The 26663-nt window shown below is 64.8% G+C and carries 21 protein-coding genes; 8 read left to right on the top strand and 13 right to left on the bottom strand.

The window, feature by feature from the left end; all coding sequences use genetic code 11:
* Positions 1–4 precede the first annotated feature (4 nt).
* The 7 genes from AC6H42_RS02180 to prpB all read right to left on the bottom strand — a co-directional run bounded on the left by AC6H42_RS02180 (position 5) and on the right by prpB (position 11398).
* The gene (locus AC6H42_RS02180) at positions 5–3280 is read right to left on the bottom strand and encodes a sensor domain-containing protein (protein ID WP_497547317.1); all 3276 of its coding nucleotides are present in this window, start codon (positions 3278–3280) and stop codon (positions 5–7) included.
* 177 nt (positions 3281–3457) lie between these two features.
* Positions 3458–5131, bottom strand: coding sequence for a cation acetate symporter (locus AC6H42_RS02175; protein WP_057158757.1), 1674 nt, complete (start codon positions 5129–5131; stop codon positions 3458–3460).
* Complete coding sequence (locus AC6H42_RS02170) at positions 5128–5436, bottom strand: DUF485 domain-containing protein (protein WP_057158758.1); 309 nt, start codon at positions 5434–5436, stop codon at positions 5128–5130. The genes AC6H42_RS02175 and AC6H42_RS02170 overlap by 4 nt, the downstream gene beginning before the upstream one ends.
* 105 nt (positions 5437–5541) lie before the next feature.
* Positions 5542–6744 carry a 2-methylaconitate cis-trans isomerase PrpF gene (prpF, locus tag AC6H42_RS02165; protein ID WP_497547325.1) on the bottom strand — a complete coding sequence of 401 codons (1203 nt, stop codon included), beginning with the start codon at positions 6742–6744 and terminating at the stop codon, positions 5542–5544.
* A gap of 2 nt (positions 6745–6746) precedes the next feature.
* Positions 6747–9341: a Fe/S-dependent 2-methylisocitrate dehydratase AcnD gene (gene acnD / locus AC6H42_RS02160; protein ID WP_497547316.1), complete on the bottom strand. Its 2595-nt coding sequence runs from the start codon at positions 9339–9341 to the stop codon at positions 6747–6749.
* Positions 9341–10492 carry a bifunctional 2-methylcitrate synthase/citrate synthase gene (gene prpC / locus AC6H42_RS02155; protein ID WP_057158760.1) on the bottom strand — a complete coding sequence of 384 codons (1152 nt, stop codon included), beginning with the start codon at positions 10490–10492 and terminating at the stop codon, positions 9341–9343. The genes acnD and prpC overlap by 1 nt, the downstream gene beginning before the upstream one ends.
* 15 nt (positions 10493–10507) lie before the next feature.
* Positions 10508–11398 (bottom strand): methylisocitrate lyase, encoded by an 891-nt coding sequence (prpB, locus tag AC6H42_RS02150; RefSeq protein WP_057158761.1) that lies wholly within the window; start codon positions 11396–11398, stop codon positions 10508–10510.
* 160 nt (positions 11399–11558) lie between these two features.
* On the opposite strand from prpB, the gene prpR reads away from it, so the two are divergent.
* On the top strand, positions 11559–13235 hold the full coding sequence (gene prpR / locus AC6H42_RS02145; protein ID WP_497547315.1) for a propionate catabolism operon regulatory protein PrpR: 1677 nt from the start codon (positions 11559–11561) through the stop codon (positions 13233–13235).
* An 82-nt stretch (positions 13236–13317) separates the two neighbouring features.
* Here prpR and AC6H42_RS02140 read toward each other — a convergent pair whose 3' ends face one another.
* A complete protein-coding gene (locus AC6H42_RS02140; RefSeq protein WP_200954127.1) occupies positions 13318–16674 on the bottom strand; it encodes a S41 family peptidase in 3357 nt (1118 codons plus the stop codon).
* Between the two features lie 169 nt (positions 16675–16843).
* Between AC6H42_RS02140 and AC6H42_RS02135 the strand changes: the two genes are divergently transcribed.
* The 4 genes from AC6H42_RS02135 to AC6H42_RS02120 are packed head-to-tail and all read left to right on the top strand — an operon-like array spanning position 16844 to position 20185.
* Positions 16844–17719, top strand: coding sequence for an alpha/beta fold hydrolase (locus tag AC6H42_RS02135; protein ID WP_057158764.1), 876 nt, complete (start codon positions 16844–16846; stop codon positions 17717–17719).
* Positions 17719–18756, top strand: a complete 1038-nt coding sequence (locus tag AC6H42_RS02130) for a sensor histidine kinase (protein WP_057158765.1) — start codon at positions 17719–17721, stop codon at positions 18754–18756. Before AC6H42_RS02135 ends, AC6H42_RS02130 begins: the two co-directional genes overlap by 1 nt.
* Complete coding sequence (locus AC6H42_RS02125; protein WP_057158766.1) at positions 18756–19499, top strand: LytR/AlgR family response regulator transcription factor; 744 nt, start codon at positions 18756–18758, stop codon at positions 19497–19499. Before AC6H42_RS02130 ends, AC6H42_RS02125 begins: the two co-directional genes overlap by 1 nt.
* On the top strand, positions 19496–20185 hold the full coding sequence (locus AC6H42_RS02120) for an alpha/beta fold hydrolase (protein WP_497547314.1): 690 nt from the start codon (positions 19496–19498) through the stop codon (positions 20183–20185). The genes AC6H42_RS02125 and AC6H42_RS02120 overlap by 4 nt, the downstream gene beginning before the upstream one ends.
* Positions 20186–20237: 52 nt before the next feature.
* Here AC6H42_RS02120 and clpA read toward each other — a convergent pair whose 3' ends face one another.
* A complete protein-coding gene (clpA, locus tag AC6H42_RS02115) occupies positions 20238–22541 on the bottom strand; it encodes an ATP-dependent Clp protease ATP-binding subunit ClpA (protein WP_057158768.1) in 2304 nt (767 codons plus the stop codon).
* Entirely contained in the window at positions 22538–22840 is a 303-nt protein-coding gene (clpS, locus tag AC6H42_RS02110) for an ATP-dependent Clp protease adapter ClpS (RefSeq protein ID WP_056402670.1), read from the bottom strand. The genes clpA and clpS overlap by 4 nt, the downstream gene beginning before the upstream one ends.
* A 333-nt stretch (positions 22841–23173) precedes the next feature.
* Here clpS and cspE point away from each other — a divergent pair, with 333 nt between their 5' ends.
* Positions 23174–23377, top strand: a complete 204-nt coding sequence (cspE, locus tag AC6H42_RS02105; RefSeq protein WP_056403455.1) for a transcription antiterminator/RNA stability regulator CspE — start codon at positions 23174–23176, stop codon at positions 23375–23377.
* Between the two features lie 66 nt (positions 23378–23443).
* Here the strand turns inward: cspE and AC6H42_RS02100 are convergent, their stop codons facing one another.
* Together AC6H42_RS02100 and icd are read right to left on the bottom strand one after the other, a co-directional pair.
* The gene (locus AC6H42_RS02100; RefSeq protein ID WP_057158769.1) at positions 23444–23659 is read right to left on the bottom strand and encodes a type II toxin-antitoxin system MqsA family antitoxin; all 216 of its coding nucleotides are present in this window, start codon (positions 23657–23659) and stop codon (positions 23444–23446) included.
* 103 nt (positions 23660–23762) lie between these two features.
* On the bottom strand, positions 23763–25016 hold the full coding sequence (gene icd / locus AC6H42_RS02095; protein ID WP_497547313.1) for an NADP-dependent isocitrate dehydrogenase: 1254 nt from the start codon (positions 25014–25016) through the stop codon (positions 23763–23765).
* A 113-nt stretch (positions 25017–25129) separates the two neighbouring features.
* Between icd and AC6H42_RS02090 the strand changes: the two genes are divergently transcribed.
* Together AC6H42_RS02090 and AC6H42_RS02085 are read left to right on the top strand one after the other, a co-directional pair.
* On the top strand, positions 25130–25693 hold the full coding sequence (locus AC6H42_RS02090) for a pseudouridine synthase (protein WP_057158771.1): 564 nt from the start codon (positions 25130–25132) through the stop codon (positions 25691–25693).
* An 8-nt stretch (positions 25694–25701) separates the two neighbouring features.
* Positions 25702–26154 (top strand): DUF192 domain-containing protein, encoded by a 453-nt coding sequence (locus tag AC6H42_RS02085; RefSeq protein ID WP_057158772.1) that lies wholly within the window; start codon positions 25702–25704, stop codon positions 26152–26154.
* A 98-nt stretch (positions 26155–26252) separates the two neighbouring features.
* Here AC6H42_RS02085 and rpsT read toward each other — a convergent pair whose 3' ends face one another.
* On the bottom strand, positions 26253–26519 hold the full coding sequence (rpsT, locus tag AC6H42_RS02080; protein WP_056402684.1) for a 30S ribosomal protein S20: 267 nt from the start codon (positions 26517–26519) through the stop codon (positions 26253–26255).
* Between the last annotated feature and the right edge of the window lie 144 nt (positions 26520–26663).

The raw sequence follows: 26663 nt of genomic DNA, 5'->3' as shown, positions 1-26663 counted from the left end.
TTAGTCAGCTCAGCCGCTCCAGCATGTGCTGCGCGTTTTCGTGCGGCACCGGCTGCGAGAACAGATAGCCTTGCGCGTACTGGCAGCCCTGCTGCTGCAGCAGGGCGAACTGGGCTTCCGTCTCCACCCCTTCCGCCACCACCGGCATCTGCAGGCTGTCCGACAGCGCGATGATGGCCGCCACGATGGCGCGGTCTTCCGCGCTGTGCTCCAGGTCCTTGATGAAGGCGCGGTCGATCTTGATCTTCCTCACCGGGAAGCGCTTCAGGTAGGCCAGGCTGGAGTAGCCGGTGCCGAAATCGTCGATCGACAGGCGGATCCCCATCGCGTTGATCTGCCCCAGGATCTCCAGCGTATGCTCGCCGTGCTGCATCAGCGCCGTTTCCGTGATCTCGAACTCGATCATGGCCGGGTCGATGCCGGTTTCGTCCAGGATGCGGCGCACCGATTCCACCAGGCCGCGGTGCATGAACTGGCGCGCCGACAGGTTCACCGCCAGCGGCACCGGCTGCAGCCCCATTTTCAGCCATTCCATGCTCTGCTCGCAGGCGCGCCGCATCACCCATTCGCCGATCGGCACGATCATGCCGTTTTCCTCGATCAGCGGGATGAAGCTGTCCGGCATCACCAGGCCCAGGCCCGGCCTGCGCCAGCGCAGCAGCACCTCCATGGCGTGCACGCGGCGCGTGGCAATGTCCATGATGGGCTGGAAGTGCGGCTCGAACTGGCCCAGCGCCAGCGCGCTGCGCAGGCTGTTCTCCAGTTCGAAATGCTGGGCCGCCGACACGTTCATCTTCTGCGTGAAGAACTGGTAGTTGTTGCGGCCGGAAGCCTTGGCGTGGTACATGGCGCCGTCGGCGTGCCGCATCAGTGTCTCCACGTCCTCGCCGTCGTCCGGGAACACGCAAATGCCGATCGACGGCGTGATGTGCAGCATGCGCCCTTCCAGCGGGAAGGGCACGGCCAGCGCCTCGATGATCTTCTCGGCCACCCGGCTGGCTTCCTCGATGGAGCGGATGCCCGGCACCAGCACCACGAATTCGTCGCCGCCCAGGCGCGCCACGGTGTCGCTGGCGCGCACCGCGCGGCACAGCCTGCTGGCCACTTCCTTGAGCAGCTGGTCGCCGGTCAGGTGGCCCAGCGAATCGTTGATGGTCTTGAAACGGTCCAGGTCCAGGAACATCACGGCCAGGCGCCGGTCCGAGCGCTGCGCGGCCAGCATGGCGCGGTCCAGGCGGTCGGCCAGCAGGGCACGGTTGGGCAGGCCGGTCAGGCTGTCGTGGTAGGCCATGTGGTGCACCCTTGCCTCGGCCTGGCGCCGCTCCACGATCTCGCCCTGCAGCTGCGCGTTGGCGCCGGCCAGTTCGGCGGTGCGTTCGAGCACCCGCACTTCCAGTTCGTCGCGCGCCTGGCGCACCGCTTCGGCGTCGGCGCGGCGCGCTGTGATGTCGTCCACCAGCCATACCGAGCGGCCGTTGGGCTGCGCCATGTCGAACGGGCGGCCGGACAGGCGCGCCCAGAAGCGGCTGCCGTCCTTGCGCACCAGCTGGTACTCGGAAGTGTTGACGTGGCCGGCCTGGAAATCGCGCGCGGTTTCCTTGCGCGCCGCGTCCCAGGCCTGCAGGTCGGGGTAGAAGGCCTGCACGCTCAGGTTGTTCATTTCGCCCGGCGCATAGCCGAACAGCTCTTCCATCTTGGCGTTGCAGCGCAGGTTGTAGCCGCCCTCGCACACCGAGATGCCCAGCACCGCGCTGTCCAGGATCGCCTGGTTTTCCAGCAGCGCGTTGCGCAGCGATTCCTCGGCCAGCTTTTGTTCGGTGCGATCCTCGGCGATCCAGATGGTGCCCTGGCTCGGGTCGTCCGGATTGACCACGTAGGCGATCAGCTGGGCCCAGAAGGTGGTGTTGTCCTTGCGCCGCATTTCCACTTCGGTCAGGAAGGGCTTGCCCACCATCAGGAAGGGGGTGGCGGCAGCGCCCAGGCGCTCGTAGGCGTCCTGCGTGGGGTAGAGCGACATGCCGGGCAAGCCCAGGCCCTCGTCGCCGTCGTAGCGGAACATCTCGGCGAAGCCGCGGTTGTAGCGCGTGATCACCCGGTTCTTGGTGAACAGGATGCTGATCGACGCGTTGGTCATGATGGCTTCGACTTCCATCTGCGTCTGGCGCGAGAGCGTGATGTCCTCCAGGATCCAGATGGTGCCGCCGTCGCCGCTTTCGTGGCTGATGGCCTGCGCGCGCACGCGGCACCACAGCAGGCTGCCGTCCTTGCGCTTGAACTGGAATTCCTTCTTTTCGAAAGGCAGGCCGCTGCCGAGCAGCGGGCCGGCTTCGCGGCCGAACTCCGCATACGCCTGCAGCGACGGGAACACCTCCACCGACGGCCGCCCATACATCTCGTCGCGCGTGTAGCCGAACATTTCGGCCATGCGCGGATTGCAGCTCAGCAGCGTCTGCGCCTTGGTGAACAGGATGCCGACCGAGGCGTTGTCCAGGATGGCGTTCTGTTCCATCAGCACCTTGCGCATGCTTTCCTCGGCCGCGCGCTGCTCGCTGATGTCCTCCACGATCCAGACCGTGCCCTCGGCGATGTCCGACGGGTCCAGCGAGCGCCCGTAGATGCGGCCCCAGAACAGCGCACCATCCTTGCGGCGCAGCTGCACTTCGGATTTGTAGGACTGGCCCTGCACCAGCAAGGGACGCGACTGCTCGGCCACGCGCAGGCGGATCTCGTCCGTGGCGTACAGCATGTTGCCGCTGGCCCCTTCCATCTCGTCGCGCGCGTAGCCGAACATTTCGGCCGCGCGGATATTGCATTCGATGATGAAGCCGGCCTTGCCGAAGATGATGCCAACCGCCGCGTTCTCGAGGATGGCCTGCTGTTCCAGCAGCGTCTTGCGCAGCGCGCGCTGGTCGCGCTGGAAGCTGCTGGTGTCGTGGAACACCAGGATGGCGCCGCCGGCCGCGCCTTCGCCCGGCAGCGGCTTGAGCGTGGCTTGCACCGGGATGTACTGGCCGTCCGCGTGCGCCAGGCAGCTGTCCCACTTCAGCAGCGCGCAGGCGCCCGCCTCCAGCGCCTGCTTCAGCCGCGCGGCGCTGTCGGCGCGCGCGTGGCGCGCGAACACGTCGGCCGCCGGATGGCCCTGGGCGGCAAAGCCGAGCAACTGGTCCAGCTCCGGGCTGGATGCGAGCACCAGCCCGTCGCCGCCGCACGCGCACGCGGGCAGGCCGATCAGCAGCAAAGCCTCGGCCACGGAATCCGGATGGGGCGGAATACGACTCATGTACACCTTGGCACCTTGTTAGAAACGATGCCTGTCTCCAGCGGCAGCGTAGTTGGCAGATCATAACCACAAACCGCCGTTATTGCCACCGGACTGCCCGACATCGCCCTCTAAAAGCGACTATGCCCGGTCTGGCCGGGCATAGTTACAACAATACGCCTGAAACTGCCCGGCGTGTCAGTGCGCGCTGGCTCCGGCAGCGCCGATGCCGGTCTCCGAGCGCATTTGCTGCGCCTCGTAGCCGGCGCGGTCGATGCGGGCGCGTGCGCTCTTGTCCAGCAGCGAGAACAGGCAGATGCCGAGGAAGCCGGCCGGCATCGAGAAGATGGCCGGCGAAGCGTACGGGAACACCTCGGCGGCATTGCCAAGCACGTCCACCCACACCGACTTCGACAGCACCGTCAGCACCACGGCGGAGATCAGGCCGATAAAGCCGCCGATGGTGGCGCCGCGGGTGGTGCAGTCCTTCCATAGGACCGACATGAACAGCACCGGGAAGTTGGCCGACGCGGCGATGGCAAAGGCCAGCGATACCATGAAGGCAATGTTCTGCTTCTCGAACACGATGCCCAGCACCACGGCGACCACGCCCAGCGCGATGGTGGTCAGGCGCGACACGCGCAGTTCGCTGGTGCTGCTGGCCTTGCCCTTCTTGAAGACAGTGGCGTACAGGTCATGCGACACGGCCGAAGCACCCGACAGCGTCAGGCCGGCCACCACCGCCAGGATGGTGGCAAAGGCCACTGCGGAGATGAAGCCCAGGAAGACGTCGCCGCCCACGGCCTTGGCCAGGTGGATAGCCGCCATGTTGTTCCCGCCCAGCAGTTTGCCGGCGGCGTCCTTGAACTCCGGATTGGTGCTCACCAGTACGATGGCGCCGAAGCCGATGATGAAGGTCAGCACGTAGAAGTAGGCGATCCAGGTGGTGGCCCAGAACACCGACTTGCGCGCTTCCTTCGCGCTTGGCACGGTGAAGAACCGCATCAGGATGTGCGGCAGCCCGGCGGTGCCGAACATCAGCGCCATGCCGAAGGAGATCGCGGAGACCGGGTCCTTGATAAAGGTGCCGGGCCCCATGATGGCGTCGCCCTTGGCATGCACTTCAACCGATTTGGCGAACAGCGCTTCGGGACTGAAGTTGAACTGCGCCAGCACCACGATGGCCATGAAGCTGGCGCCGCCGAGCAGCATCACCGCCTTGATGATCTGCACCCAGGTGGTGGCGGTCATGCCGCCGAACAGCACGTAGATCATCATCAGCGAGCCGACCAGCACCACCGCGATCCAGTATTCGAGACCGAACAGCAGCTTGATCAGCTGACCGGCGCCGACCATCTGCGCGATCAGGTAGAAGGCCACCACCACCAGCGTGCCGGAGGCCGAGAAAATGCGGATCGGCGCCTGCTTGAAGCGGTAGGCGGCAACGTCGGCAAAAGTGAAGCGGCCCAGGTTGCGCAAGCGCTCCGCCATCAGGAAGGTGATCACGGGCCAGCCCACCAGGAAGCCGATGGCGTAGATCAAGCCGTCGTAGCCGTTCAGGAACACTGCGGCGGAAATGCCGAGGAAGGAAGCGGCCGACATGTAGTCGCCGGCGATGGCCAGGCCATTCTGGAAACCGGTGATGCCGCCGCCGGCGGTGTAGAAGTCGGACGCCGACTTGGTCTTGGCCGCCGCCCACTTGGTGACGAACAGCGTGAACACGACGAAGGCGCCGAACATCACGATGGCGGTCCAGTTGGTGGGCTGGCGCTCGGCCTGGCCGAGGTCGGCCCCGGCCGCCAGCGCGGCGCCGCTGGCACCCAGCAGCGCCAGCGCGCCAAGCCAGCTCAGGCTGCGTTGCGCGGCGTTCATGCTTGCACCCGCTGCTGTATGGCCTGGGTCAGCTCGTCGAACTGGCCGTTGGCGCGGCGCACATAGACCGCCGTGACCAGCACCGTGAACACGATGACGAGCAAGCCGATCGGCATGCCCCAGGTCATCACGCCGGCGCCGGTTTTCGCGGCGAGGAATTCCTTGTTGAAGGCGATCAGCAAGATGTAGCCGTAGTAGACCAGCATCATGAGCGCGGTCAGCGCCCAGCCGTAGCGGGAGCGCGACTTGACCAGCTGATGGTAGCTGGGGTCGCGCTTGATTTGTTGAACGAGATCGTCATGCACGGCTTGTCTCCTTGGGTTTGATATGTGGACGGTGCTCTTTTCCCAGAGCTTGCGTCCACAATAAACCGCCAGACTTACCGGCCCCTTACGCGTCCTGAAAAAAATTCAGAACGCGTCACCGGGCACGCGCACCCAGCCTTCCATCAGCACCCGCGCGCTGCGGCTCATGATGGCCTTGGTGACGCTCCATTCAGCGCCAGCCTGGGTCGCTTCGGCGCCGACGCGCAAGGTGCCCGACGGATGGCCGAAGCGCACCGCGCTGCGCGCGCCGCCGCCCGCCGCCAAATTGACCAGCGTGCCCGGCACCGCAGCGGCCGTGCCGATGGCCACTGCTGCGGTGCCCATCATGGCGTGGTGCAGCTTGCCCATCGACAGCGCACGCACCAGCAAATCGATATCGCCCGCAGCCACTGGCTTGCCGCTGGAAGACAGGTAAGCAGACGGCGGCGCAACGAAGGCCACCTTCGGGGTGTGCTGCCGCTGCGCGGCTTCATCGATATGCTTGATGAGGCCCATGCGCAGCGCGCCGTAGGCGCGGATGGCTTCAAAGCGCGCCAGCGCCTTGCTGTCGCCGTTGATCACGTCCTGCAGTTCGGTACCGGTGTAGCCGATGTCTTCCGCGTTGACGAAGATGGTCGGAATGCCGGCGTTGATCATGGTTGCTTTGAAGGTGCCGACGCCCGGCACTTCCAGTTCATCGACCAGGTTCCCGGTCGGGAACATCGACTTGCTCGCCCCCTCGCCCGCGCCCTCCTCGTCCGCCGCCGGGTCCATGAACTCGAGCTGCACTTCGGCCGCCGGGAAGGTCACGCCGTCCAGTTCGAAGTCGCCGGTTTCCTGCACTTCGCCATTGTTCATGGGAACGTGGGCGATGATGGTCTTGCCGATGTTGGCCTGCCAGATGCGCACCACGGCCACGCCGTCGCGCGGCACGCGGCCAGCATCCACCAGGCCTCCGCTGATGGCGAAGGCGCCGACGGCCGCCGACAGGTTGCCGCAGTTGCCGCTCCAGTCGACGAAGGCCTTGTCGATGGCGACCTGGCCGAACAGGTAGTCGACATCGTGCTCCGGCCTGGCGCTTTTCGACAGGATCACCGTTTTGCTGGTGCTCGATGTGGCGCCGCCCATGCCGTCGATCTGCTTGCCATACGGGTCCGGGCTGCCGATCACGCGCAGCAGCAAGGCGTCGCGCGCCTTGCCCGGAAGCTGCGCCGCTTGCGGCAGGTCCTGCAGGCGGAAGAACACGCCCTTGCTGGTGCCGCCACGCATATAGGTGGCGGCAATCTTGATTTGAGCCTGGTGTGCCATGGTCATGCAGCCTTTGCCGATTCGAGGAAATCCTGTGCGAAGCGCTGCAACACACCGCCCGCTTCGTAGATCGACACTTCCTCCGCCGTGTCCAGGCGGCAGATCACCGGTACCTCGACGGTGTCGCCGTTCCTGCGGTGGATCACCAGCGTGAGCACGGCGCGCGGCGTGCGCTCGCCTTTCACATCGAAGGTCTCGGTGCCGTCGATGCCCAGGGTCAGGCGGTTCACGCCCGGCGTAAACTCCAGCGGCAGCACGCCCATGCCCACCAGGTTGGTGCGGTGGATGCGCTCGAAGCCTTCGGCCGCGATCGCTTCCACGCCGGCCAGGCGCACGCCTTTGGCGGCCCAGTCGCGCGAAGAACCCTGGCCATAGTCCGCGCCGGCGATCACGATCAGCGGCTGCTTGCGCTCCATATAGGTTTCAATGGCTTCCCACATGCGCGTGACCTTGCCTTCCGGCTCGATGCGCGCCAGCGAACCGGCTTTCACCTTGCCGTCTTCCAGCACCATTTCGTTCTTCAGCGTCGGGTTGGCAAAGGTGGCGCGCTGCGCGGTCAGGTGGTCGCCGCGGTGGGTGGCGTAGGAATTGAAGTCCTCTTCCGGCAAGCCCATTTTCGCCAGGTATTCGCCGGCCGCGCTGTCGAGCATGATGGCGTTCGACGGCGACAGGTGGTCGGTGGTGATGTTGTCGCCCAGCACCGCCAGCGGACGCATGCCGGCCAGGCTGCGCGCGCCGGCCAGCGCGCCTTCCCAGTACGGCGGGCGGCGGATGTAGGTGGTCTGCGGACGCCAGTCGTACAGCGGGCTGACGTTCACGCCGTCGTCGGCCTGCTTGGCGAACATCGGGATGTAGACCTTGTGGAAGTGCTCGGGCTTGACGCTGGCCGCGACCAGGGCGTCGATGTCTTCGTCGCTCGGCCAGATGTCGGCCAGGCGGATCTCCTTGCCGTCGGCCGTCACGCCCAGCACATCCTTTTCGATGTCGAAGCGGATGGTGCCGGCGATGGCGTAGGCCACCACCAGCGGCGGCGAAGCCAGGAAGGCCTGCTTGGCGTAGGGATGGATGCGGCCGTCGAAGTTGCGGTTGCCGGACAGGACAGCGGTGGCGTACAAGTCGCGCTCGATGACTTCCTTCTGGATGACAGGGTCGAGCGCCCCCGACATGCCGTTGCAGGTGGTGCAGGCGTATGCCACCACGCCGAAGCCCAGCTGTTCCAGCTCGCGCATCAGGTGCGCCTCTTCCAGGTACAGCGTCACGGCCTTGGAACCGGGCGCCAGCGAGCTTTTCACCCAGGGCTTGCGGCTTAGGCCCAGCTTGTTGGCGTTGCGCGCCAGCAGGCCGGCAGCGATCATGTTGCGCGGGTTGTTGGTATTGGTGCAGCTGGTGATGGCGGCGATGATGACGGCGCCGTCCGGCATCAAGCCCGGCTCGCTTTCCACCACGCCGGAAATGCCGCGCGCGGCCAACTCGGAGGTCGGCACCCGCTTGTGGGGATTGGACGGGCCGGCGATATTGCGCACCACCGTCGAGAGATCGAAGCGGATCACGCGTTCGTACTCGGCGTGCTTGAGTTCATCGGCCCACAGGCCGGTCTCCTTGGCGTAGACCTCCACCAGGTCCACCAGCGCGGCGTCGCGGCCGGTCAGCTTCAGGTACTTGATGGTCTGGTCGTCGATGTAGAACATGGCGGCGGTGGAACCGAATTCCGGCGCCATGTTGGAGATCGTCGCGCGGTCGCCCAGTGTCAGGTGGGTAGCGCCCTCGCCGAAGAACTCCAGGTAGGACGACACCACTTTTTCCTTGCGCAGGAATTCGGTCAGCGCCAGCACCGTATCGGTGGCGGTGATGCCTTCGCCCGGCTTGCCGGTCAGCTCCACGCCGATGATATCCGGCAGGCGCATCCAGGAGGCGCGGCCCAGCATCACGCTCTCCGCTTCCAGGCCGCCCACGCCGATGGCGATCACGCCCAGCGCGTCCACCATCGGGGTATGCGAGTCGGTGCCCACCAGCGTGTCCGGATAGGCCACGCCGTTCTGCACCTGCACCACGGGCGACATGCGCTCCAGGTTGATCTGGTGCAGGATGCCGTTTCCGGGCGGGATCACATCGACATTCTTGAACGCCTTCTTGGTCCAGTTGATAAAGTCGAAGCGGTCTTCGTTGCGCCGGTCTTCAATGGCGCGATTCTTGTCGAAAGCGTCAGGATCGAAGCCGCCGCATTCCACCGCCAGCGAGTGGTCCACCACCAGCTGGGTCGGCACCACCGGGTTGACCAGGGCCGGATCGCCGCCCTGCAGGGCGATGGCGTCGCGCAGGCCGGCCAGGTCCACCAGCGCGGTCTGGCCCAGGATGTCGTGGCACACTACGCGGGCGGGGAACCACGGGAAGTCCAGGTCGCGCTTGCGTTCTATCAGCTGGGACAGCGACGCGTTCAGCGTGGCCGGGTCGCAGCGGCGCACCAGGTTCTCGGCCAGCACGCGCGAGGTGTACGGCAGCTTGTCGTACGCGCCTGGCTGGATGGCATCGACCGCGGCACGCGCGTCGAAGTAGTCTAGCTTGGTGCCCGGGAGGGGCTTGCGGTGAGCGGAGTTCATTATTTACGGTCCTTGATCGGCACGAAACTCAGGTCGTCCGGGCCGACGTAGTTCGCGCTCGGGCGGATGATCTTGTTGTCGATGCGCTGCTCAATGATGTGGGCGGCCCAGCCGGAGGTGCGCGAAATGACGAACAGCGGCGTGAACATGGCGGTCGGCACGCCCATCATGTGGTAGGACACGGCCGAGAACCAGTCCAGGTTGGGGAACATCTTCTTGATTTCCCACATCACCGACTCCAGGCGCTCGGCGATGTCGAACATCTTGGTCGAACCGGCTTCCTCGGACAGCTTGCGCGCGACCTCCTTGATGACCACGTTGCGCGGGTCGGAGATGGTGTACACGGGATGGCCGAAGCCGATCACCACTTCCTTGTTTTCCACGCGCTTGCGGATGTCCGCTTCGGCTTCGTCGGCGTTCTCGTAGCGCTTCTGGATCTCGAACGCGAACTCGTTGGCGCCGCCGTGTTTCGGGCCGCGCAGCGCGCCGATGGCGCCGGTGATGGCCGAGTGGATGTCGGAACCGGTGCCGGCGATGACGCGGCTGGTGAAGGTGGATGCGTTGAACTCGTGTTCCGCGTACAGGATCAGCGACACGTGCATGGCTTTGACCCACGATGCGCTCGGCTTCTCGCCATGCAGCAGGTGCAGGAAGTGGCCGCCGATGGAGTCATCGTCGGTTTCCACTTCGATGCGTTTGCCGTTATGGCTGTAGTGGTACCAGTACAGCAGCATGGAGCCGAAGGACGCCATCAGGCGGTCGGCGATGTCGCGCGCACCCGGCACGTTGTGGTCATCCTTTTCCGGCAGCACGCAGCCCAGCACGGAGCAGCCGGTGCGCATCACGTCCATCGGGTGGGCCGACGCTGGCAGCGCTTCGAGCGCCGACTTGACCGCCTGCGGCAGGCCGCGCAGCGATTTCAGCCTGGCCTTGTAGCCGCGCAGTTCCGATTCGGTGGGCAGCTTGCCGTGCACCAGCAGGAAGGCGATTTCCTCGAACTCGCTGGTGGTGGCCACGTCCAGGATGTCGTAGCCGCGGTAGTGCAGGTCGTTGCCGGTTTTACCGACCGAGCACAATGCGGTATTGCCGGCGGTAACGCCGGACAGGGCAACGGATTTTTTAGGCTTGAAGGTAGGGGCTTGTTCGGTCATTTGGGGTCTCCTCGATTAGCTATTTTTTTTCGCAGCGAACAGGGCGTCCAGCTTCTGTTCGAAGTCGTGGTAGTTGATGCGCTCATACAGCTCCTGGCGGGTCTGCATGGTGTCCAGCACGCCCTGCTGGGTGCCGTCGCGGCGGATCGCGCCGTAGACGTTTTCCGCAGCCTTGTTCATGGCGCGGAAGGCGGACAGCGGGTACAGCACCAGGCCGACGTCGGCCGAGCGCAGCTCGTCCACCGTGAACAGCGGGGTGGCGCCGAACTCGGTGATGTTGGCCAGGATGGGCACGCCCACCGCCTTGGCGAACTGCTTGTACATGTCGAGCGAGATCATCGCTTCAGGGAAGATCATGTCGGCGCCGGCTTCCACGCAGGCCACGGCGCGCTCGATGGCGGCGTCCAGGCCTTCCACGGCCAGCGCGTCGGTGCGGGCCATGATGACGAAGTTCTCGTCGGTGCGCGCATCGACGGCGGCCTTGATGCGGTCCACCATCTCTGCCTTCGATACGATTTCCTTGCCCGGACGGTGGCCGCAGCGCTTGGCGCCCACCTGGTCTTCGATGTGCATGGCGGCGGCGCCGAACTTGATCATGGACTTGACGGTGCGCGCCACATTGAAGGCGGAAGCGCCAAAGCCGGTGTCCACGTCCACCAGCAGCGGCAGGTCGCACACGTCGGTGATGCGGCGCACGTCGGTCAGCACGTCGTCCAGGTTGGAGATGCCCAGGTCGGGCAGGCCCAGCGAACCGGCTGCGACGCCGCCGCCGGACAGGTAGATGGCCTTGAAGCCGGCGCGCTTGGCCAGCAGCGCGTGGTTGGCGTTGATGGCGCCGACGACCTGCAGCGGGGACTCTTCCTGGACGGCTTTGCGGAACGCGGCGCCTGCGGAGTATTGGCTCATGTGATGCCCTTTCAAGTTAGGTTGCAGCCACTATTGCAAATGCCGTGCCAGATGCTGAAGTACCGCAAAATCAAGCACTTGCCTCCATGGGCAACAGCGTTGCGTGTTTCATATTGAAACACAATGAAACATTGAAACCAGAATGGACTACAATTGAAACATGCGCCATGCTTCTCCCCCGCCCTTCGATGCCGCCGACAAACCCGTAATCTGGACGGTGGCCGTGTCGCGCCTGTCCGAGCTGTTCCGTGACATCACGCTGGAATACGACGAGCTGGCCACGATAGAACCGATCAACCTCGGTTTCGACGAGGCGGCGCGCCACATCCGCGAACGCATGGCCACGGAGCGCTGCGACGCGGTGATCGCAGCCGGCTCCAACGCGGCCTACCTGAAGGGGCGGCTGTCGGTGCCGGTAGTGATCGCCAAGGCCAGCGGTTTCGACGTGATGCAGGCACTGGCGCGCGCGCGGCGGGTGTCCGAACGCATCGGCGTCATCACCTACCAGGACAAGATGACCGAGCTGGCCGAGTTTACCGCCACCTTCGGTTTCGACGTGGCGCAGCGCACCTACGCCACCGAAGAGGATGCAAGGGCCCAGATCAACGACCTGAAGGCGTCCGGCGTGCGCGCCATCGTCGGCGCGGGGCTGATCACCGACCTGGCCGAGGAAGCCGGGCTGACGGCGGTGTTCATGTACTCCGCCGCATCGATCCGGCGCGCCTTCGACGACGCACTGGAAATGGCGCGCCTGACCCAGCTCGAGGCGAACCGCGCGCGCAGCCGCGTGGGCGTGGTGGCGGACACGCTGCGCGCGCGCCATGGCCTGAACGATCTGCGCGGCGAATCGGCCGCGATGGAAAAGACGCGGCAGGCCGTGGTGCTGTACGCGAAGTCACCCGCCACGGTGCTGATCCAGGGCGAGACCGGCTGCGGCAAGGAACTGGTGGCGCAGGCCATCCACCGCGAAGCGCCGCGCGCGCTGGGGGCGAACCGGCCCTTCGTGGCGGTCAATTGCGGCGCCATCGCCGAGTCGCTGCTGGAGTCCGAACTGTTCGGGCATGAGGAAGGCGCGTTCACCGGCGCGCGGCGCGGCGGGCACGCGGGACTGTTCGAAGCGGCCAACCGGGGCACGCTGTTTTTGGACGAAATCGGCGAAATGCCGCTGGCGCTGCAAACGCGCCTGCTGCGGGTGCTGGAGGAGCGCGAAGTGGTGCGGGTCGGCGGCACGCGGCCGATCGCCATCAACGTGCGCATCATCAGCGCTACCCACTGCGACCTCGAGCAGCGTGTGCGCGAAGGCCGCTTCCGCGCCGACCTGTTCTACCGGCTGGCGGTGCTGCGCCTGGCGCTGCCGCCGCTGCGCAAGCGCGCGGACGATATCGTTCCGCTGGCGGAGTGGTCGCTGAAGAACGCGCTGGCGGCGCTGGGCGCGCGGCCGCATCCCAATCTGCACGCCGAAATCAGCGCCTGCGCCCCGCTGCTGCTGGGCTACGGCTGGCCGGGCAACGTGCGCGAACTGCGCAACCTGACCGAACGGCTGGCGCTGTTCCTGGCGGCCGAGCCGCTGCAGGCGCTCACTCCAGGTTTCGTGCTGGGCGTCGCGCCCGAGCTGCAGGGCAGCGCCAGCATGGCGGCGGCAGGCGCCGGAGCGGCCCTGGCAGCCGCCAGCGGCCTCTTGCCGTCGCCCGCCGCGTCGGCGGGCGGCACTGGCAGCCAGGAAAGTGCCAGCGCCGTTCTCGCACGTTTCGGCGGCCGCCGCGACGCCGCCGCCGACTACCTCGGCATCAGCCGCACCACCCTCTGGCGCCGCCTGCGCGCCGAGCAGGGTAGCTAGCGCCTCCCCCAGGCGGCTTACGCGCCAGGCGCCAAGCCGCCCTACCGCCGCGCAACCCGCCAATCAACACCGCAGCCGCCGGCTATTTACTCTTGTCCGGGAAGGCCGGACGCACCGGACGCACAGGAGGGTTCTTCACCAGTTCGGCCTTGATCACCTCGATCGCCTTCTCCAGCTGCGGATCGCGGCCCGCGATCACCAGTGCCGGGGTCTGCTCGACCTCGATATCCGGCGCCACGCCCTCGTTCTCCACGCCCCAGCCGCCGTCGCGCGTCCAGAACGCCAGGTTGGGCGCCATGATGAAACCGCCGTCCATCAGCACCGGGAAGCCGAGAATGCCCACCAGCCCGCCCCAGGTGCGCTTGCCGATCAAAGGTCCCATCTGGTTTTTGCGGAACATCCACGGCAACAGGTCGCCGCCGGAACCGGCCGTCTCGTCGATCAGCATGGCGCGCGGGCCCTGGATGGAGGCCGACGGCGTCTTCATGTCGGCGCCGTAGCGCATGGTCCACCACGCGATCTCCTTCTTCTGCAGGATCTCGATGTAGTAGTCGGCCACGCTGCCGCCGCCGTTGAAGCGCTCGTCGATGATGACGGCGTCCTTGTCGGCCTGCGGGAAGAAGTAGCGCTTGAAGTAGGTGTGGCCCAGCCCCGCCGTATTCGGCACGTAGACGTAGGCCACGCGGCCGTTAGTGGCCGCGTGCACCTTGCGGATATTCCCTTCCACCCAGTCGCGGTTGCGCAGCGCGTCCTCGTTCGCCACCGGCACCACGGTGATGGTGCGCGACTTGCTGCCGTCCGGATTGGGGCCGACGGTGATGTCGATGGCCTTGTTGGCGGTGTTCTCGAACGCGCTGTACAGATTGGTCGGCGGCAGCAGCGGACGGCTTTCCACCGCCAGCAGGTACTCGCCGGCCTTCACGTTCAGGCCCGGCTCGGTGAGCGGCGCGCGCAGCGTGGGGTTCCAGTTCAAGCCGCCGTACACTTTCTTGAAGCGGTAGTGGCCATTGGCGATCTCGTAGTCCGCGCCCAGCAGGCCGCCCGGCACGGCGCGGCTTTCGACGAAGTTGTCGCCGCCGCCGCCGCGATGGTGGCCCACCGCCAGTTCACTGCACATCCACTGGATCAGGCGGTTCAGGTCCGCGCGGCTGGACAGGTCGGGCAGGAAGGCGGCGTACTTGTCGCGCATCTTGTTCCAGTCCACGCCGTGCATGCCGGGGTCGTAGAAGAAGTCGCGGTTGATGCGCCATGCTTCATTGAAGATCTGCACCCACTCGGCGCGCGGTTCGGCCTTCACTTCAATGTTGTCGACCTTGATGCGGCCTTCGCCGGCCGGCAGCATCTTGCCGGTGGCCGAACCCATCACCCAGTTTTCCTTGTGCTTGTAGAGCAGCTTCTTGCCGTCCGCCGAGATGTCGTAGCCATCCACTTCCGCCACCAGGGTTTCCGCCTTGCGGTCCTTCAGGTCGAAGCGCTGCACCGCCTTCTTGCCGTCCGCCTCGCGCATGAAGAAGATCTGCCCGGCGGCGCCGGCTTCCAGCTCGGAGATCTGCGCGGCGGGCACCGGCAGATCGATGATGCGGGTTTCGATACCGTCGAAATCGATGGAAATCGGGGCCACCACGGCCAGCGCCACCTTCGGGTCGTCGCGCCCGGTTTTCGGATCAACCTTGGGCGGCTCGGCCGCTTCGGCTTCGGCCTTGGCGGCCTTGGCCGCGTCCTTCGCCGTGTCTTTTTTCTCCGGCTCTTTCGGGGCCGATGGCGGCGCGCCCTTCTCCTCGTCGCTTTCCTTGATCAGCGGCGACGGCAGGTCGCGCCGCAGCACCGCCATCCAGATGGTGCGCGTGACCAGGTTGTCCTCGTTCTGCTGCGAGAACCAGTTGTTGCTTGGGCCGGCGTTGGTGGAGGCGAAGAAGTACAGGTATTTGCCGCTCTTGTCGAACACGGGATTGGCCACATCGGACAGGCCGTCGGTCACCGCGTACGATTTATTCTGTTCCAGCGAGTAGATGTAGGCGGAGCGCGTGTAGCTCATCGAATTGAGCGTGTAGGCGATCCAGCGCGAGTCGGGCGCCCAGGCTGCGCGCAGAGTCTTGTTCACGCCGTACAGCGGCTCGGCGGCCACCTTTTTTGTCGCGCCGGTGGCAACGTCCAGCACGTACATGGTCCAGGCGTTGTCGGTGTAGGCGATCTTCTTGCAGTCGGGCGACCACACCAGGTTGTCGTAATAGCCGGCGCCGGCGAGCTTGAATTTTCTCGCCGCGCCTTTGCCGTCCTGCTGGCGGATGTGCAGTTCATACTCGCCCGACGCGTCGGAGGTGTACGCCACCGAGCGGCCGTCTGGCGACCAGGCCGGGTTGCGTTCGTGCGCCGACGAGCTCTGCGTCAAGTTGCGCACGTCGCCCTTGTCGGCCGGAATGGTGACGATCTCGCCCCGGAACTCATACGCTACGCGCGCGCCGGACGGGGAAATGGAGGCGTTGCGGATGTATTTGGCGCCACGTACCCAGCGCTCGCGCGACAGTCCCAGGTCCGTGCTGACGCCGACGGTCAGCTTGTTCGCCTTGGCCCCGGCAAGGTCCAGCGTGTGCAGATAACCGGCCTGCTCGTACACCAGCGTGTTGCCCGAGGCAGCGATGTTCAGCACCGGGAAGTCGCGGTGGTTGGTGACCTGGCGCACGGCCTTGGTTTTCAGGTCGTAGGCGTGCAGGTTGAATTCGCCGCTGCGGTCGGAACGGAAGTAGACCGTATCGCCTAGCCACACCGGATCGACGTCGTTGGAATGGGTCGCGGGCTGCGGGATTTTTTCCACCGACTTGTCGCCGAAGCTGTACAGCCACAGGATGGAGTTGGTGCCGCCGCGATAGCGCTTCCACTGCGTGAACGCGGGCGAGAACGGGTTGTACGCCACGCGCTTGCCATCCGGCGAATAGGCAGCGCGCGCGGCGTTCGGGATCTCCAGTTCGGTCTCCACGCCGCCATTCACCGGCACCGTGAACAGCTTGCGGTAGCGGTTGTTGAATGCCGCGCGCGGGGAGGTGAACAGGACGGATTTGCCGTCCGGCGCGAAACCTTGCGCGACATCCGGGCCGGGGTGGTAGGTCAGGCGCCTGGGCACGCCGCCCTCCACCGGCAGCACGTACACGTCGGCATTGCCGTCCAGCTGCGCGGTGTAGGCCAGCAGTTTGCCGTCCGGCGAGAACACGGGATTGGATTTGTCGCCCACGTCCGAGGTCAGGCGGCGCGGCGCGCTGCCGTCCAGGTTGGCCAGCCACAGGTCGCCCGCGTACATGAAGGCGATGTGGCGCGCCGATACGGCCGGCTCGCTCAGCATGCGGGTGTCGCCGGTGTTGGGAAGCGCTGCGGCGGATTGTGCGATCAGCATGGCGCTGGCGGCGGCCAGCGGGGCAATGGCGGTTCTGAGACTGTGTCGTTTCAAGTGTGGCTCGCTCGGTGGTTGGGAACATGGCAATACCTGGTTGGCAAATATACACTACCCCGCCACGCCGTTCATCCTCAATTTTTACCGCTCATCCCAAGGCCGTGGCTGCCCCGGCGGGGCGCCGGTAGCATGGTCTCCATTGCCACCACTCACAAGGAACGACACCATGTTCAAACGCCTGATCTCCCGCACCCTGTTCACCTGCGCGGCGCTGCTGCCCGCCATAGGCGCCACAGCTGCCAGCCATCCCGCCTTCAACGTGAAGGTCACCGGCAGCGGCGCACCCGTGATCCTGATTCCGGGCCTGGCATCCCCTGGCGAGGTGTGGGATGGCACCGTGCAGCGCTTCTGCGCCAAGCGCCAGTGCCATGTGCTGACGCTGGCCGGCTTCGCGGGCACGCCCGCCATCGAGGCGCCGCTGCTGCCAGCGGCCGAGCAACAGCTGTCGGACTATATCGCCGAGCACAGGATGGAACAGCCGGTATTGATCGGGCACAGCATGGGCGCCTACCTGGCGCTGAAGCTCGCGGCTGACCACCCGGCGCAAGTGGGCCGCGTGGTGGTGGTGGACATGTTGCCAGCACTGGCTGCCACGCAGATGCCGAACATGACGCCGGAGCAGCTGGAGGCAGTGGCTGCGCAAGCGCGCGACCGCACCCTGCAGGCGGACGATGCTTCATTCGCAACGCAGCAGCGCCGCACGGCGGGCACCATGGCGAGTTCCGCCGCGGACGTCGAGCGCATCGTGGGCTGGGGCCAGAAGTCCGACCGCAAGGCCATGGCGACCTCGATGTACCAGATGCTGTCGCATGACCTGCGTCCGGACCTGGCGCGCGTGACTGCGCCGACGCTGGTGCTGGCCGGCTGGGCGGCCCACAAGGGCATGCTGCCGCGCAGCGCGATCGAAGCCATGTACCAAGGCCAGTACCGGCTGCTGCCCGACGTGAAATTCGAGCTGACCGACACTGCGCGCCACTTCATCATGTACGACGATCCAGAATGGATGTATGCTCGCATCGACCAATTTTTGAATCAAAAATAATGGACCACGCTACCCGCCCTTGGCCCACGCGCCTTAACTGGTATTGGACACTTCAGCTGATCGGCTGGCTGTGCATCCTGTTGTTTGTACTGGCCACTTATAGCTGGACGCTGCACATGAAGGGCGTGGTGCTGACCACCGTCTGGTCAGCCGCCAGCGGCCTGTTGCTCTCGCATGGCTGGCGCTGGTTTTTCAAGCGCCGAGGGTGGCACACGCCGCGCATTCGCTGGCAAATGTTCGCCTTGCCGGCGCTGGTGCTCTCGCCGCTGCAAGCGGCTAGCGTCACACTGGGCATCAGGCTGATTCAGAACTCGTCGCCGGCGAACTATGGCTTCCTGCCGATGGCGCTGACCTTCTGGGCGCTGGTCTTCATCAGCTGGACCGGTTTCTATCTGATGGTCAAAGCTATCGGCCGTGCGGCGCGCTTCGAGGCGGAGGCGCTGCGGCTGGAAGTAAGTGGCAAGGACGCGGAACTGCGCGCCTTGCAGGCGCAGGTCAATCCGCACTTCTTCTTCAATAGCCTGAACAGCGTGCGCGGCCTGATCTACGAGGATCGCGACGCGGCGGCGCGGATGATAGACCAGCTGGCGAGCCTGATGCGCTATGCGCTGCAATCCGGCCAGACCGGCACCGTCCCGCTGTCTGCGGAAATGGAGGCGGTGCAGGCTTACCTGGCGATCGAACAGATACGCTTCGAGGAGCGCCTGCGCGCCAGCGTGCACATCGACGCCGGCCTGGAGGCGGTGCAGGTGCCGCCGATGGCGCTGCAAACGCTGGTGGAGAACGCCGTGAAGTATGGCGTGGAGAGCAGCACCACGGGCAGCGACATTACCATCACCGCGCGCCGCGCGGGAGGCTGCATACTGATCGAGATCGCCAACACAGGCGCGCTGCGCCAGTTCAGCAATTCCACGCAAGTCGGGCTGAACAACGCGCGCAAGCGGCTGGCGCTGGCGGTGGGACAAGGCGCCAGCCTCGACTTGTCTGAAACCGGCGGCTGTGTGCGCGCCAGGCTGACACTGCCGGAGGCTGCCTGATGCGCGTACTGCTGGTGGACGACGAACGCCTGGCGCGCGCCGAACTGCGCCGCCTGCTGGCCGCGCATCCGGTGATGGAGATCGTAGGCGAGGCGGTCAGCGCGGCCGATGCCGTAACGCAGATCGCGGCGCTGCGGCCCGACCTGCTGCTGCTGGACGTGCAGATGCCCGGCGGCAGCGGTTTCGATCTGTTGGCCTCGCTGGACAATGTACCGGACGTGATCTTCACGACGGCATTCGACCGATTTGCGTTGCAGGCGTTCGAGGTGAATGCTTTGGACTATTTGCAAAAGCCCATCCAGCCGGCGCGCATGGCGGCTGCGCTGGCACGCGCGGCCCAGCGCAGGCAGGCTGCGGCGGCAGTGGCCGCAGCAGGGGCGGCGGCGATGCCTGCCGCCCCCACGGAACCGCCGGCGCCGCACAAGATCTTCATCAAGGACGGCGAGCGCTGCTGGTTCGTCGCGCTGCACGATATCCGTTTATTCGAGTCCGAAGGCAATTACACGCGCGTCTACTTCGATGGCCAGCAGCCGCTCATGCTGCGCACCCTGACGCAGCTGGAGGAGAAGCTCGATCCGCAGCGCTTCTTCCGCGCCAGCCGGCGCCACATCGTCAACCTGGACTGTGTGCGCAGCGTGGCCCCGAACGACGCAGGCGGGCTCGATCTGGTGCTGCAGGGCGGCCCGGCAGTGGAAGTATCCCGCCGCCGCGCAGCCCAGTTCAAACTCCTCTCAAGCTTATGACACCGCTGCTCCTGATCCCCGGCTACATGCTGGATGAAACCCTGTGGGACGACGTGCTGCCGCTGCTTGGCGTGGACCGGCCCATCATCCACGGCAGCCTGCGCGAAGGCGGCGCCGTGGAAGAAATGGCGCGCCGCATCCTGGCCGCCAGCCCGCCGCGCCTCGTGCTGGCCGGTTTTTCCATGGGCGGCTACATCGCCCGCGAGATCGCGCGGCTGGCGCCCGAACGGGTGCAGTCGCTGATTCTGGTCGCCACCTCCAGCCGGCCGGACTCGCAGGCCACGCGCGAACAACGCGCCAAGGCGGCCCGGAATACGCCGCAGGGGCCGTTCCGTGGGCTCAGCAAGGGCGCCATCGTCACGTCGCTGCACCCGGACCAGGCTGGCAACGCCGCGCTGGTCGAGCGCGTGCGCGCCATGGGCGCGCGGCTGGGACGCGACGTGTTCCTGCGCCAGTCGCTGCTGGAACGCGGCGACATGGAACGGCTGGGCGCCATCGCCTGCCCTACCCTGGTAATCGCGGCCGCGCAAGACCAGCTGCGCTCCTTGGCCGAGGCCGAGGAACTGCGCGACGGCATTCCCGCCGCCAGACTGCAAGTGGTCGAGCGCAGCGGGCACCTGATTCCGCTCGAGCAGCCCGCCGCGCTGGCGCAGCTGATGCTGGACTGGCTGCAAGCCAGCCAATAAAGGCAAGGCAAGCCGGACGAAAAAAAACCCGCCACGGAGGCGGGTTCGGGTCTTATTCCACTTCGACGGTTTCCGGCGGCGGGCTTGGTGCGGCGTCCGATTCCGGGAACTCCAGCTTGACCTGGTCTTTCTCGTCCAGGTCCACCGTGACGCGGCCACCGGACACCAGGCGGCCGAACAGCAGCTCGTCGGCCAGCGCCTTGCGGATCATGTCCTGGATCAGGCGCGACATCGGGCGCGCGCCCATCAGCGGATCGAAGCCTTTCTTGCCCAGGAACTTGCGCAGCGCCTCGGTGAATACGGCTTCCACCTTCTTCTCGTGCAGCTGCTCTTCCAGCTGCATCAGGAACTTGTCCACCACGCGCAGGATGATTTCCTCGTCCAGCGCACGGAAGCTGATGGTGGCGTCGATGCGGTTGCGGAACTCCGGCGTGAACATGCGCTTGATGTCGGCCATCTCGTCGCCCGCCTGCTTGGTGGTGGTGAAGCCGATCGACGTCTTCTGCAAGCTCTCGGCGCCCGCATTCGTGGTCATGATGATGATCACGTTGCGGAAGTCGGCCTTGCGTCCGTTGTTGTCGGTCAGCGTGCCATGGTCCATCACCTGCAGCAGGATGTTGAAGATGTCCGGATGCGCCTTCTCGATCTCGTCCAGCAGCAGCACGGCGTGCGGCTTCTTGGTGATCGCCTCGGTCAGCAGGCCGCCCTGGTCGAAACCGACATAGCCCGGCGGCGCGCCGATCAGGCGCGACACGGCGTGGCGCTCCATGTACTCGGACATGTCGAAGCGGATCAGCTCGATGCCCAGGATGAAGGCCAGCTGCTTGGCCACCTCGGTCTTGCCGACGCCGGTCGGACCGGAGAACAGGAAGGAGCCGATCGGCTTGTCGGTCTTGCCCAGGCCGGCGCGCGCCATCTTGATGGCGGACGACAGCGCGTCGATGGCAGGGTCCTGGCCGAACACCACGTTGCGCAGGTCGCGGTCGATGGTCTGCAGCTTGCTGCGGTCGTCCTGGTTGACGGTTTGCGGCGGAATGCGCGCGATCTTGGAAATGATTTCCTCGATCTCGGCCTTGCCGATGGTCTTCTTCTGCTTGGACTTCGGCAGGATGCGCTGCGCGGCGCCGGCCTCGTCGATCACGTCGATGGCCTTGTCCGGCAGGTGGCGGTCATTGATGAAGCGGGCCGCCAGTTCGGCTGCGGTCGACAAGGCGGACGCGGAGTACTTCACGCCGTGGTGTTCCTCGAAGCGCGACTTCAGGCCGCGCAGGATCTGCACGGTCTGCTCGACGGTAGGCTCGTTGACGTCCACTTTCTGGAAGCGGCGGCTCAGCGCGTGGTCCTTCTCGAATACGCCACGGAACTCGGTGTAGGTGGTGGCGCCGACGCATTTCAGCTGGCCGTTGGCCAGGGCCGGCTTGAGCAGGTTGGACGCGTCCAGCGTGCCGCCCGACGCCGAACCGGCGCCGATGATGGTGTGGATCTCGTCGATGAACAGGATGCCGTTCGGGTTGTCCTTGAGCTGCTTGAGCACGGCCTTCAGGCGCTGCTCGAAGTCGCCGCGGTACTTGGTGCCGGCCAGCAGCGCGCCCATGTCCAGCGAGTAGACCACGGCGTTCTGCAGGATTTCCGGCACGTCGCTTTGCGTGATGCGGTAGGCCAGGCCTTCGGCGATGGCGGTCTTGCCCACGCCGGCTTCGCCCACCAGCAGCGGATTGTTCTTGCGGCGGCGGCACAGGATCTGGATCACGCGGTCCACTTCCTCTTCGCGGCCGATCAGCGGATCGATCTTGCCGTCGGCGGCGGCCTTGTTCAGGTTCTGCGTGAACTGGTCGAGCGGGCTTTCCTTCTGCTGGCCCTCGGCGCCGGGGGCGCCCTCTTCCACGCCTTCCGAAGCCTTGGCGGCGTCGCTCTGCTGGTCCTTGCGCACGCCGTGCGAAATGAAGTTGACCACGTCCAGGCGGGTCACGCCCTGCTGGTGCAGGTAGTAGACCGCGTGCGAATCCTTCTCGCCGAAGATGGCCACCAGCACGTTTGCGCCGGTGACTTCCTTCTTGCCGTTGGAAGCGGACTGCACGTGCATGATGGCGCGCTGGATCACCCTCTGGAAGCCCAGCGTCGGCTGGGTATCCACCTCGCCCGTGCCCGGCACGGTCGGCGTGTTATCGCCGATGAAGTTGGTCAGGGTTTTCCGCAGGTCCTCGATGTTGACCGCGCACGCACGCAACACTTCGGCTGCCGACGGATTGTCCAGCAACGCCAGCAGCAGATGCTCTACCGTGATGAATTCATGCCGTGCCTGCCGTGCTTCGACAAACGCCATGTGCAAACTTACTTCCAGTTCCTGCGCAATCATACTTCCTCCATCACACACTGCAGGGGATGGCCTGCCTTGCGTGCATGCGTTAATACAAACTCCACTTTGGTACTCGCGATATCCTTCGAGAAGACGCCGCACACGCCTTTGCCGTAGCGGTGCACGCTCAGCATGATTTGGGTGGCCGTCTCACGGTCCTTGTTGAAGTACTCCTGAATGATGGCCACCACGAACTCCATCGGGGTGTAGTCGTCATTCAGCAACGCCACCTGATACAGGGGAGGCGGTTTTAGCGTCTGCCGTTCCAGCAGCTGTTCGGTATCATGCTTGGTTGCCATACGCTTATATTCTAATGCTTTCGGTGTTGTTGCAACGTGCTTTATGGATGTAAATCCATTTGTATTCCATCTTACGCGTTTTCCCGACTTGGCGCAGATGGCGACCGTCGCGGCAAAATCAAGAGTGGCTTTTTAGACGGGCTGTGCGGCTGTTGCAAGAAAAATACTAATAGCCCCTCGAAAGCGCTTGACATTAAAAATTGTTCCGCCAACAATGCGATATCGACTTGTGCAGAAATGTACATGTTGATAAGAAGTGAGGCGTCGAGGAGGGGGCAGGAAGCTTCTTGCTTTTATGGCTCGTGTGATTCGTTTTTATTGAAAGTTTTTTTTATGGCAACTGGTACCGTTAAGTGGTTCAATGACTCCAAAGGCTTTGGCTTCATCACTCCTGATGATGGCGGCGAGGATTTGTTCGCACACTTCTCCGCGATCAACATGAATGGCTTCAAGACCCTGAAAGAAGGTCAAAAAGTTCAGTTCGAAGTCACCCAAGGCCCTAAAGGCAAGCAAGCTTCCAACATCCAGTCGATGTAAGCAATAGCTTTTTTGGAAGTAAGAAACCCCGCAATCGTGGGGTTTTTTTTTGCCGTGGCGGGCCCGCTACGCCGCCGCGTTCCTCGCGTTCACGGCCTTGTTGAATGCCAGCATGGCATCGCCGATGCGCTTGCTTTCCCTGTCGGTGAATACGCACTCGCCGCAGGCGCCGCAGAAGTCGCCCGTCACATTGGGGATGACGGTCGATTCGCCGTCGTAGGTGTACGGCATGTCCCTGGTCTGGTGCACCAGCGAGCCTTCGCCGCAAAATGGACACTGCATGAATCGCTCCTGTATTCTGTTGTTCTGTAGCATCAGCATACACCAATGAAAAAGGCCCCGCACTCGCTGGGAGTGCGGGGCCCTGCCAACTGCACGGTTGGCGTTACATGTTTTCGATCATCACGTCGCCGAAGCCGGAGCACGACACCTGGGTCGCACCTTCCATCAGGCGCGCGAAGTCGTACGTGACTTTCTTCGAGGCGATGGCTTTTTCGGTGGAAGAAATGATCAGGTCGGCCGCCTCGGTCCAGCCCATGTGGCGCAGCATCATTTCAGCGGACAGGATCAGCGAACCCGGGTTCACGTAATCCTTGCCGGCGTATTTCGGCGCGGTGCCGTGGGTGGCTTCGAACATGGCCACCGAATCGGACAGGTTGGCGCCCGGCGCAATGCCGATGCCGCCCACTTGCGCGGCCAGCGCGTCCGAGATGTAGTCGCCGTTCAGGTTCAGGGTGGCGATCACGCTGTACTCGGCCGGGCGCAGCAGGATCTGCTGCAGGAAGGCGTCGGCGATCGAGTCCTTGACGATGATGTCGCGGCCGGTCTTCGGATTCTTGAACTTGCACCATGGACCGCCGTCGATCAGCTGGGCGCCGAACTCCTTCTGCGCCAGCGCGTAGGCCCAGTCGCGGAAGCCGCCTTCGGTGTACTTCATGATATTGCCCTTGTGGACAATGGTCACCGATGGCTTGTCGTTGTCGATCGCGTACTGGATGGCCTTGCGCACCAGGCGCTCGGTGCCTTCGCGCGACACCGGCTTGATGCCGATGCCCGAGGTGTCCGGGAAGCGGATCTTCTTGACGCCCATTTCCTTGACCAGGAAGTCGATCAGCTTTTTCACGCCTTCGCTGCCCTCCTGGTATTCGATGCCGGCGTAAATGTCTTCCGAGTTTTCGCGGAAGATCACCATGTCGGTCTTCTCCGGCTCGCGCACCGGCGACGGCACACCCTTGAAGTAGCGCACCGGGCGCAGGCAGACGTACAGGTCCAGCTCCTGGCGCAGCGCCACGTTGAGCGAACGGATGCCGCCGCCGACTGGCGTGGTCAGCGGGCCCTTGATCGAAACCACGTAGTCCTTCAGCACTTGCAGCGTCTCTTCCGGCAGCCACACGTCCGGACCGTACACGCTGGTCGACTTCTCGCCGGCGTAGATTTCCATCCAGCTGATCTTGCGCTTGCCGTCGTAGGCCTTGGCCACCGCCGCGTCCACCACCTTGATCATGACCGGGCTGATGTCCACGCCGGTGCCGTCGCCTTCGATGTAGGGGATGATGGGATTGTCGGGTACGGTCAGGGAAAAATCGGCGTTGACGGTGATTTTCTGGCCGTCAGCAGGAACTTTGATATGTTGAAACATCGTGATCTCCGAAATAGTGGGCAAGTCCAGGTAAGCAGGTCTTCTATAAGACATAAGACGTGTGTTTCACATTATGCACCAGTATTTCGCCGGGCGCACGGTACAATTCGTCTATGCCGCTAATCTTATTCAACAAACCATTCCAGGTATTGTGCCAGTTTTCCCCGCAGCCGGAGCGTGAAACGCTGGCGGACTACGTCAAGGTGCCCAATGTGTACCCGGCCGGCCGGCTGGACGCCGACAGCGAAGGCCTGCTGCTGCTCACCGACGACGGCAAGCTGCAGCACGAGATCGCCCACCCGGAGCGCAAGGAGGCCAAGGTCTACCTGGTGCAGGTGGAAGGCGTGCCGGACGCGGCCGCCTTGGCGCGCCTGCAGGCGCCGCTCGACCTGGGCGATTTCACCACCAAGCCGTGCCAGGCGGTGCGCATTGCCGAACCGGGCTGGCTATGGCCGCGCCATCCGCCCATCCGCAGCCGGGCCGACGCGCCGACGGCGTGGCTGGCGATTACACTGCAGGAAGGCAAGAACCGCCAGGTGCGGCGCATGACCGCGGCCATCGGCCACCCTACCCTGCGGCTGGTGCGCAGCGCCATAGGCGGCATTTCGCTGGCCAGCCACCCCTTGATGCCGGGCGAGTGGATGGAAGTGGCGCCGCGCGATTTGAAGCCACGCTGAGCGGCGGCATGCAGACCATCTTGCGATGCGCCGCCCTGCTGGCGGCAGCGGCCCCCGCGCCGGCATCCAGCCAGCAACCGGTCCAGCCGCCCGGCAGCGTCCAGCTGAGCGCGGGCGGGCACCGCATCAGCGCGGAACTGGCCGCCACCGAGGAACAGCGCCGGCAAGGCTTGATGCACCGCGACGCCATGCCGGCCAACAGCGGCATGCTGCTGGTGTTCGACCGGGCTGGCGCGCACTGCCTGTGGATGAAAAATACGCCGCTGCCGCTGTCGGTGGCGTTTATCGGCGCCGACGGGCGCATCGTCAATATCGAAAACATGCGCGCCAACACGCTGGACAGCCACTGCTCCGCGAGCGGCCAGCCGGTGCGCTATGCGCTGCAGATGAATGTGGGCTGGTTCCGCCAGCGCCACATCACGCCCGGCATGAAGGTGGAGCAGTTGCCGGCGCCGCGCTAAGGCGCGCACAAAACACAAAAACCCGCGATGGCTTGCGCCATGCGGGTTTCCTGCCTCATCCTGCCTGGTGCACAGCGGCGCGAACGCCGCCGGCGCAATTAGGCTGCCAGTGCCTTCAGAGCAGCGGCCAGACGGCTCTTGTGGCGAGCTGCCTTGTTTTTGTGGATGATTTTCTTGTCGGCGATGCTGTCGATGGTCGACACGGATGCCTGGAAGATTGCGGTAGCAGCAGCTTTGTCGCCGCCCTGGATCGCTTTACGCACTGCCTTGATTGCGGTGCGCAGGGTCGAACGCTGAGCCGAGTTGTGAGCGTTTTGCTTGACTGCTTGACGAGCGCGTTTGCGCGCTTGTGCGGTATTTGCCATGGTGGTTCCTAATCGTTGTCAAAGTTCGTTTGCAAACAATAGCGTTTGCCAAACAGGTGTTTGTTCAGTCTGTCTGCCTAACCATGTAAGCCAAGGGACGCTGGCAAAACATTAGTGTCTGCGATACTGAAATCTGTACAGCCT

It is taken from the genome of Massilia sp. NBRC 108631, assembly GCF_059704565.1.
The sequence above is the reverse complement of the archived record's forward strand: the minus strand, read 5'-3'. Positions and strand labels throughout refer to the sequence as shown.